The following is a 10,889-nucleotide window of genomic DNA, read 5'->3' as shown; positions in this document are numbered from 1 at the left end:
GCGGAGGAATCTTATGATGCCCCAGAGAATGCCTCCTATGAGAGTCAGTGATACGAGGGCTATTATTCCCTTTATGATGTATGGGCTTCCTTTTTTAACGAGTTTTTGGGTCTGTTGTTTCTTGTAGTCATTGGCAGTTTTTGGGTCGATTTGCTCGAGGACTTTTAAAGTCTGTTGGCGTATTTTAGAGTCAGCGTTTTGCAATCTGGATTTAAGATAATTTACAATGCTTTCTTTGGTTTCGAGAGGAGTATTTTCTATATTGCCCAAGGCAATGGCTGCTACTCTCTGAACATCTGAATTCTCATCCTTCAATCTCTCGATAAGAGGCTCTACTGCTCTTTCATCTCCTATAATGTCTAGGGTTTCGATTGCTGATCTGCGAACATCTAAATCTGTATCATTCAATTCCTCAATAAGAGGGTCTACTGCGGGCTTACCGATATTAACAAGGGCGTTCCAGTTTTGTTTGGCAATAAAATAATGTATTTTGTGTTCTTGTGTCTGAGGTTTCCAGTTTAACTTGTCTAAGGCTTGGGCTGCTGCTTCCTGAACCCAAAAAGTCTCATCCTTCAATAACCTAACGAGGGGCTTTACTGCTCTTTCATCTCCTATATTGCCCAGGGCTTGGGCTGCTGCTTCCCGGACCTTGGGAGAGGATCCGAAAACTTGCCTATCCTCATCCTTCAATAATTCAATAAGAGGCTTTACTGCTCTTTCATCTCCTATATTGCCCAGGGCAATGGCTGCGACTTCTTGAAAAGCCTGACCATTATCCTTAACTGCTTCAATGAGTGGCTTTACTGCTCTTTCATCTCCTATATTGCCCAGGGCAACGGCTGCGGCTTTCTGGACCCACCAACGCTCATCTTTCAATCTCTCGATAAGAGGCTCTACTGCTCTTTCATCTCCTATATTGCCCAGGGCAGCGGCTGCGTCTTCGCGAACCCACCAACCCTCATCCTTCAATCTCTTAATGAGATGATCTATTGCAGGTTTACCGATTTTGATCAACTTATCTATATTCGCGTCTAGGTGCCACATGTCCATCAACCTATCTATCTCTTCCTGTGTTGCCTTTTTATCTTGTTTATCCTGAGAGGTAATTACTTCTTCTATGCCAGGAGGACTCAGTGGTGCAGGAGTATATAGCCTTGCCTTTGTAGGTAATATAGGTATGAAGGTGAAGAGTATAATCATGGTGAATAGCGTGAATCTTCGCCTGATATTGCTGAAAATGGACTTTGATGTAGATGGGGCTGGTGGTGGCTTTGGTCCCTGGGTGGGTGGTTTGTTTCTGTTGCGGAGGAATCTTATGATGCCCCAGAGAATGCCGCCTACGACAGTCAGTGATACAAGAGCTATTATTCCCTTCAGGATATATGGGCTTCCTTTTTTAACGAGTTTTTGGGTCTGGGCTTTCTTGTAGGCATTGGCGTCTTCTGGGGAGATCTGTTCGAGGACCTTTAGGGCGTTGTGGCGCAGGGTGGGATTATTGCTATCTAGGGCCTTTTTAAGTGCGGGGATAGAAGCTTCGTCTACCTCAATCAATATCTTATAAATCTGCTCTATGCTTGATTTATCTTTGGCTGAAAGAAGAGGAACCATGTAATCTGCTGTAGGCTTACCTATTTGAATAAGCGTACTTTCTAAATGTTCATGAATATCTAAATAGCTTTTATTATTAAATGCATCATATAAATAAGATACTGCATCACTACCTATCTGACCTAAGGCAGTTGCTGTGACTTTGCGAATAGCATAGCGCCGACTTCTCAATAATTCAATGAGGGGGTCTACTGCTCTTTCATCGCCTATCTGGCCTAAGGCAGTTGCTGTGGCTTCGCGAATAGACCAATCAGTATCTTTCAATAATTCAATGAGGGGGTCTACTGCTCTTTCATCGCCTATCTGGCCTAAGGCAGTTGCTGTGGCCTTGCGAATAGCGTGGCGCGGACTTCTCAATAATTCAATGAGAGGATTTACTGCTCTTTCATTGCCTATTTGGCCTAAGGCAGTTGCTGTGGCCTTGCGAATAGCGTGGCGCGGACTTCTCAATAATTCAATGAGAGGATTTACTGCGGGTTCGCCTATCTTGACTAAGGCATCCCAATTTCTTTTTGCAATATAATAATGTATTGTCTCTTTTTGTGTTTGAGGTATCCAATTTAATCTGTCTAAAATAGTAGCTGTGCGTTCGCGAATATTATAGTTACTATCCCTCAATGATTCGACGAGAGAGTTTACTGCGGGTTCGCCTATCTTGACTAAGGCAGTGACTGCGGCTGCGCCAGGATAGTAGTCATTACCTTTCAATAATTCAATGAGGGGGTCTACTGCTCTTTCATCGCCTATCTGACCTAAGGAATTGATTATGGCTATGCTAAGATAGGAGTTATCACCTTTCAATAATTCAATGAGGGGGTCTACTGCTCTTTCATCGCCTATCTGGCCTAAGGCTCCGGCTGCGACTATGCAAATAGACCAATCAGTATCTTTCAATAATTCAATGAGGAGGTCTACTGCGGGCTTACCGATTTTGGCCAACTTATCTATAGCCGCACCCTCTGTAGCGTATTGGCCTAACTGTTTTATCAACCTACCTATCTCTTCCTGACTTACTTTTTCATCCTGTTCATCTTGAGGCGTTATCACCTTTTCCTGTCCAGGGGGGTTTAATGATAAGAGTGTATTCGCCTTTGCCGGTAATATAGGTATGAGGGTGAAAAGTATAATCATCGTGAATAGTGTAAGTCTGCGCCTGATATTGCTAAAGATAGACTTTGATGAAGATGTGGATGCAGGTGGTGGCTTTGGTCCCTGGGTGGGAGGCTTATTCCTGTTGCGGAGGAATCTTATGATGCCCCAGAGAATGCCTCCTACTATGGTCAATACTGCGAGGGCTGCTGCTATTTTTATGATATACGGACCTACCTTATGGATGAGTTTTCTGGTCTGAGCCCCTTCCCATTCACGAGCGTCTTCTGGAGAGATTTCTTTAAGGACTTTGTGGGCGTGGTGACGGAGGGTGGAGTTATCGCTCTGTAAAGCTTCTTTTAAATAAAGGATTGCTTCATCACCGATAGTAATAAGAGCTTGTTCGCCCTTGGCTCTGATAGATTTATCTTCATTGGCGAGGAGTTGGATTAAAGGATTGATTCCTGATTCGCCTATACTAGCAAGAGCTTCCGCAATGCCTTCTGAAACAATTAAATTTTCAGTCAATGCCGTTATTAACGCAGGCACCGCAGGAGCACCGATTCCACCAAGCGTTTCTATGGCATGCTCTCTGACATAATAACTATCATCAGCCAATGTCTTTATTAAACTAGGAATTGCTGGTTTGCCTATTTTGACAAGGATTTGCGAAGCATACTCATCATATCTTAATGCCTCTATCGCATATTGTATAATTTCGTCTTGAGGAAGTCCTTTGATTGCTGAGTTAATATCCTTATAGTAAACATATCCATAAAATCTTGCTTCTGGGGTACCGATATTAATTAGGGCATCAGCAGAAAAGGATATCAATCCTCTATAATATTTACTAATTATAGCAGGGGCTGCTCTTGGATCTCGTATTTTACCAAGTGCTATAACAGCTTCCCGCGCAACTGTTGCACCTCGAGGCCATGCCGTTTTACTATCATCATCCAAAGCTTTGATTAGAGCAGGAACAGCTCTATCATCACCTATATTACCAAGCGCTTCTGCGACCTTGCCTTTAAGGGCACCTTCATAACCGCTACTCACTATACCACCATCATTCAATGCTTTAATCAGAGCAGGAACAGCTCTATCATCACCTATATTACCAAGCGCTTCTGCGACATTTTTTCGAACATCAGTATTAGTATCCTCCAATGCCTTTATTAAGGCAGTAACGGCGCGCGTACTACCTATTTTACCAAGAGCGATTGCTGCAACTAAATTTCCTCCTTTATCTAATTCCTTAATTAAAACAGGCACTGCTCGTTTATCTCGTATCTCGCCAAGAGCCCCAATTGCGTCTATCCATATACTATCCTCTGGTTTAGCTTCAAATCTAATGCCCCACCCCGAACGTCGTTCTGCAGTCACTATACTGATTAAAGGAAGCACTGCTTGGGGGTCACCTATTTTACCCAGTGCTTCTATTGCATGATGTTTAACAAGCCAATTCTTATTATTCAACGCCCCAATTAAAGCAGGGACTGCGGGTCTACCTATTTGAATAAGGGCTTTTGTAGCTGAGTTTCTAAGCCCGTATTTTGTATACGTCCCAGGATGTTCATCTACTTCACTGAATGTTTTAATTAAGATAGAGACTGCGGGTTCGCCGATTTTGATCAACTTATCTATAGCCGCATCTCTTGTAATGTATCGGTCTAACTGTTTTCTCAATCTATCTATCTCTTCCTGACTTACCTTTTCACTCTGTTGTTCCTGTACCTCTTCTATCCCAAGAGGGGTTATTGATGCTGGGGTATATGAAATAGCCCTTGCCTTTGCCGGTAATATAGGTATGAGGGTGAAAAGTATAATCATGGTAAACAACGTGAACCTGCGCTTGATATGGCTGAAGATGGACTTTGATGAAGATGTAGATGCAGGCGGTGGCTTTGATCCCTGGGTGGGAGGTTTGTTTCTGTTGCGGAGGAATCTTATGATGCCCCAGAGAATGCCTCCTATGACAGTCAGTGATACGAGGGCTATTATTCCCTTTATGATATACGGGCTTCCTTTTTTAACGAGTTTTTGAGTCTGTTGTTTCTTGTAGGCATTGGCGTCCTTGGGGGAGATTTGCTCGAGGACCTTTAGGGCGTTGTGGCGAAGGGTGGAGTTTTTGCTCGTAAGAGCCTCTTTGAGGGCTGGGATAGAAGATTTATCAATTCTTATGAGAATATCGCTTACCTGTTTTATCTTTGACTTATCTTTAGTTGAAAAAAGCTTGGTAAGCTGATCTGCTGAAGGTTTACCTATTTTGACAAGGGCTTCTGTGCCGCCTCTTTTAACAGACTCGTCTTTATCCTTCAATGTCTTGATGAGATCAGTTACTGCTGGCTCGCCTATTTTGGCAAGGGCCTCTATAGCGCTCTGCATAACATCTGTATCTATATCACCTAGCGCCTTGATTAAAACAGGCACTGCTTCTGGATCAGCTATCTTGCCAAGGGTTTCTGCTGCTTTTGCTCGCGTGGGCTGATTCTCGCTCTCCATTGAATTTATCAAATCAGGAACTGCAGGCCTGCCCATATCTGCAAGTATATTTGCTGCGTTATTGCGAATATTATCATCTCCACTTTTTAATGCCTCTATTCCATATCCCATCATATTCTCTGCAGATAAACCTTTTATCGCTGATTCAATATCCTCTTCATGAAGATAGCCGTAAAATCTGCTCTTTCCGGTATTTATTCTTGTAAGCGCCTTTGCGGCATTGTACGTGACATTGTTACTGTAATCACCGTTAACTGTCTCGATTAAAGCGCCTACAGCAGGTTTTCCTATTTTAACAAGTGCGCCTTGAGCAACTTCTCGAACAAGCTGTTCCTTGTCATCCAATGCCTTGATTAAATCAGCTACTGCTCCAGGGTCTCTTATATCGCCAAGTGCCTTTGCCGAATTTATCCTGATAGAGTTGCTTTTGTTTTCCAATGCCTCGCATAACTTAGATACAGATGCCTTACCTATCTTTACAAGGGCATTCAGTGAGGCTGCGCGAACATCTTTGTTTCTATTCCCCATGGCGCTGATTAAACCAGGCGCAGCCCTGGAGTCAACTATTTTACCAAGTGCCTCTGCTGCATTTACGCGAACCAAATAATATTGATCCGCTCGTAAGGCTTTTATTAAGTCAGAGACTGCCCTGGAATCGCCTATATCGCCAAGGGCTCTCACGGCGCGTACCCGGACACCTTGATCTGCATGCCCCACTATCGAAACTAAATCAGTAACTGCGGGTTTGCCTGTTTTAATAAGTATCCTTTCCGCATGCTCAAAGATATGTACGATCCCTAATGCCTCTATTGCATACTGGATAACATTTTCCTCTAAAATTCCTTTTGTTGCTGAGTCAATATCATCTTTAAAAAGATATCCATAGAACCTGGGCCTTTGGCTATTCATCTTTATCAAAATCTCCGGGACATCGCCTTTTAATACTTTTGGATAGCCTTTCTCCCAAGCCTTAATTAAGGCAGAAATTGCGGGTTCACCGATTTTAACAAGGGCCTGCCTGGCATTGTTTTTAAGCTTATCGTCTTCACTATTTAATTTCTTGATTAGTGGAGCTACTGCCTCAGCGCTACCTATTTCACTCAGGGCATATGCAGCGGGCCTACTAACATTATAATATTTATCATCAAGTGCCTTAATCAAAACTTTAACTGCCTGGGAATCACCTATTTTGCCAAGCGCCTTGCAGGCATTTGTACGGACAATCCAATGTTCATCCTCCTTGAGAGTCTTTAATACATTGATTACATCAGGAACAGCTTTAGCGCCTATGCTGTTAAGAATTTGTATTGCAGGCTCGCATATAGCCCAGGAACCCAGGGCTTCTATCGCATACTTGATTATTTCGTCTTGAGAAAGCCTTTTGGTTGCCAAAGAAATATTTTTCTTATATAGATGTCCGAAAAAATTGCTCCTGGGTGTATTAATCTTAAAAAGCGATTCAACGGCATTGTTCTTAGCCAACCCATCCTCAAATTCCAAGGCTTTGACTAACTCAGGTATTGCCTGTGGATCGCCTATACTACCGCATGCAGCGGCTACGATTCTTCTAACATCCCATGTTTTGTCATTTAATAAGAGCTCTCTCAGACGAGAAACTGCCTCTTTAGCGGCCGGGCCTATTCTATCTAATGTCGCAACTGCATTCAATCTAAACTCCCAATTGCCGATATATGTCCCTTTGGATAAGACATTAACTGCTGGCGTACCTATTTTAACCAAATCATCCCATTTCTGTTGATTAAACAACAGGTAGGATTCTAAGCGCTTCTCAAAATTCTCTCCTAGATATTGCGTTAGATCAATAGCTGTTTCCTTGTAAATCTCTAAAAGGGCATTTGCTGCTTCTCCTATAACGCTCCAGTGGTTATCGTCTAATGCGTTGACCAGATCAGGGATCGCTTCAGGATCACCTATTTTGCCAAGCGTCTCACAGGCATTTGTACGTTCCTTCCAATACTTTTCCCCTGTACGATCCAACATCTTGATTAATCCATGCACCGCTGGTTTACCGATCTTTACTAATTTTTTGATTGCAGACCGTGCCCCATAACCACCCAAACTCCTTATCAACTCATCTATCTCTTCCTGACTTACTTGTTTATCTTGTAGAGAACTTAGTGTTGCTGGAGTATATGAAGGCGCATTTGCCTTTATAGGCACAATAGGTATGAGGGTGAAGAGTACAATCATGGTAAACAGCGTGAATCTGCGCCTGATATTACTGAAGATGGACTTTGATGAAGATGTAGATACTGGTGGTGGCTTTGGTCCCTGGGTGGGAGGCTTATTCCTGTTGCGGAGGTATCTTATGATGCCCCAGAGAATGCCGCCTACTACGGTTAATAGTGACAATATAACTAATCCCTTTATAGTTACAGTTTTTATCTTGGGCCAGACAATAGTCTTGAAACGCTGCTGCTTATAGACCCTCTGGGCGTCAGGGTCATCAATCTTGCCTAATGTCTCTAATGCAAATTCTCCTACATCCTTGTTCTTATCGTTTAATACTACACCTATAAATACTTGTATTTTCCTATCAGTATCAATCTTATCTAGAGCCTTAAGGGCATTATGCCTTACTTGGGCATTATCATCTTTTGCTGCTTCGATTAAAAATGTTATTGTTTCTTCATCGTCTATATGCAATAAAAATTCTTGAGTAAAAGCGATGTGTTCTGAATCTATCTTAGCAAAAGCAGCTATTAAAAATGGTTTAGTAAAATGGTTGTCTTTATCTGTTTCATTAAATAAAACTTCTTTTATATATGAAATGTCTTTATTATTTTCATCTTTCATAAGCACGGTTAAAGCCTGAACACCTGTTTTCCCTATATCAAACAGAAGTCGTATGCATTCTTTTATCTCTGGATAATTGTCTGCTTTCATATTTTTTAAAAGGTTAATTAAATATGAAACTGCTTCCTCTCTGCCTGTCTTACCCAGTGCCAATACAATTACTGTTTCGCCTAAGTCTTCTTTTAATTCTTGAAAATTATTTATCAAATAAGACACTACTTGTTTACCGCCTATTTTACCAAGGGCTTCTGCGGTTGTATTTCGGATTCCTTTGATATATCGTTTTTCACTATTCAATACCCTGATTAAGGCAGGAACTGCGCGAGGATCACCTATTTTACCAAGGGCTTCTGCAGTGTATGATCGAATAGCATAATCTTCATAACGCAATGCCTTAATCAAAGCCGGCACTGCTTGAGGGTTGCCTATTTCGCCGAGGGCGTTTGCGGCAGTAGCTTGAATTCCACTTTCCTCATTCATTAATGCCTTGATTAAGGCAGGAACTGCTTGGGGATCGTCTATTTTGCCAAGAGCTTCTGCGGCCTCTTCTCGAACAAAATCATACACATCTTTATTTTCTAATTCCTTTATTAAAGCAGGAACTGCTTTTTTAGCAAATGGCCCCATTGAACCAAGGAATGTCATTGTGTAATATTTCACATTGGGATTATTTAGTCGTTCTATCAAGATAGAAACTGCTTTAGTATTACCTATTTTGCTAAGAGCTTTTGAGGCACTGGAGCTAACAGAAAATATTTCATTGTATAATTTTTTGATTAAAACTGGGCCTGCACTTGGGTCACCTATTGCACCGAGAGCACTTATAATATCACATGTCGTCCAAGAATTTCTTGAGTTATTCAATTCTTCGATTAAAAGAGAGATTGCAGGTTTGCCTATCCTTCTCAATTTTCTCAGAGTCTTTCTTGCTGCTGAAGTATTATAATTATCAACTGACAATAAATCCCTTATCAACCTCTTAATCTCTCTCTGACTCACCTCTTCATCTTGTTTATCTTGAGGAGTTACCACCTCTTCCTGCCCAGGAGGACTTAATAGTAAAGGTGTATTTGCCTTTAGAGTAGATATAGGTATAAGCGTAAGGAAGGTAACTATCATGAATAGATGGAATTTCTGCCTGATGGTATTGAATATTGACCTTGATATAGATGGAGATGCTGGTGATGGCTTTGGTCCCTGGGTGGGTGGTTTGTTCCTGTTGCGGAGGAATCTTATGATGCCCCAGAGAATGCCTCCTATGACAGTCAGTGATACGAGGGCTATTATTCCCTTTATGATGTATGGGCTTCCTTTCTTAATGAGTTTTTGGGTCTGTTGTTTCTTGTAGAGCTTGGCGTCTTCTGGGGAGATCTGTTCTAGGACTTTGAGGGTGTTCTGGCGTAGGGTAGAGTTTTCGCTATCCAAGCCTTCTTTTAATGCCGGAATAGAGTTATTCCCTATTTCAATAAGAAGCTCTGAGGCGTATTGTATTACAGACTTATCTTTACTGGAGAGGACATTCGTTAAGTAAACTGCGGATTTCCCGCTGACATTAATAATGACTTCCTTAGCATGTTCTCTGATAGAAGAGCTCTCATTGGTTATTTCGTTAAATAAGGCAGAAAGTGTTTGAGTATCGGCTATCTTGCCAAGAGCTTTTGCGGCATTTTCTCGAACACCTGAATTTTTATCGCCCAATACCTTTATTAATGCAGGGGCTGATCGAGAGTCGCCTATATCGCCGAGTATGCGGGCAATTGTTTTCTGAACCCACCAATCATCTGAATTTAATTCCTTGGTTAGAGCAGAAACTGCGGGTTCGCCTATCTTGACTAAAGCAGTGTCTGCGGCTTCGCGAATAGGGTACCTCTGACTTTCCAATAATTCAATGAGACGTTTTACTGCTCTTTCATGGCCTATTAGACCTAAGGCAATGATAGTGGGTATGCGGGCGCCAATTACGGGGCTGTCCATATTCCTCAATGATTCAATAAGAGGATTTACTGCGGGTTCTCCGATTTTGACTAGCTTATCTATAGCAGTATCTCGCGTAGTATCTTCGTCTAACTGTTTTATTAACCTATCTATCTTTTCCTGTGTTACTTTTTGACTTTGCTGCTCTTGATAAGTAATAACTTCTACCACTTCAACAGAACTAACTGGTGCTGGAGTATATGAAAGTGCATTGGCATTTAAATCTAAAATAGACATAAAGGTAAAGAGGCCTGGCATGAAAAACAAAAAGGCTCTATACCTAAAAGGCGTGCGGCCAAAAAGGGATTTTGAAAAAGACTTTAAAATAGGCTGAGATTGTTGTCTTTGAGAAGAGGTAGTATTTCTATTACCCTGCTCTTGTTCCTGGTCTCTACCGTTTGCAACATAAGAAAATGTACCTAATTTCTCCTTTGTCCTTCTGAAACTTTCATAAGCTTTACTAAGTCTCCCCTTACTGCAAGATGAAAGGGGAATTCTAAGCTGTTTTATATCAGATAGATCTGTACCGTAGACTGTAGTGTTAAAAAACAAAAACACAGTCACTGTTATAGCTATAATCTTCAAATAGTAGGCTTTTTTAAAGTTAATCATAATGCAGATAAAAAAATAGCCTTTATTTTTGGTAAAAGTTACATTCGCTTTAAGGGTAACATCTTATATAATAAGTATACCACAGAAAACGGTTTCTTGCAATATTATTCGTATGAAGCCTCTATTAAATCTTATTAGCCCAGTAATGTTCAGATATTTTAATAGAGGCTGCTTCGCGGAGTTTATCCCGAGTGAAGCCGAGGGACTCGCAATGACAGAAGAAGGCCACCACATTTCCACCACATAAATGTCAAAAAATGGACAAAGTATGCCTGATGAAAACTGAT

Annotated in this window: 1 protein-coding gene; it reads right to left on the bottom strand. The window is 41.5% G+C overall.

Going from position 1 to position 10,889, the window contains the following annotated elements; genetic code table 11:
* On the bottom strand, window positions 1-10,602 hold a 10,602-nt coding region (locus tag P9L93_05065; protein MDP8230456.1), incomplete at its 3' end, for a HEAT repeat domain-containing protein.
* Window positions 10,603-10,889: the final 287 nt, after the last annotated feature.

The sequence above is a fragment of the Candidatus Gorgyraea atricola genome (assembly GCA_030765235.1).
Lineage (GTDB): Bacteria > Omnitrophota > Gorgyraeia > Gorgyraeales > Gorgyraeaceae > Gorgyraea > Gorgyraea atricola.
This window is presented reverse-complemented; position numbering and strand designations above follow the sequence as displayed.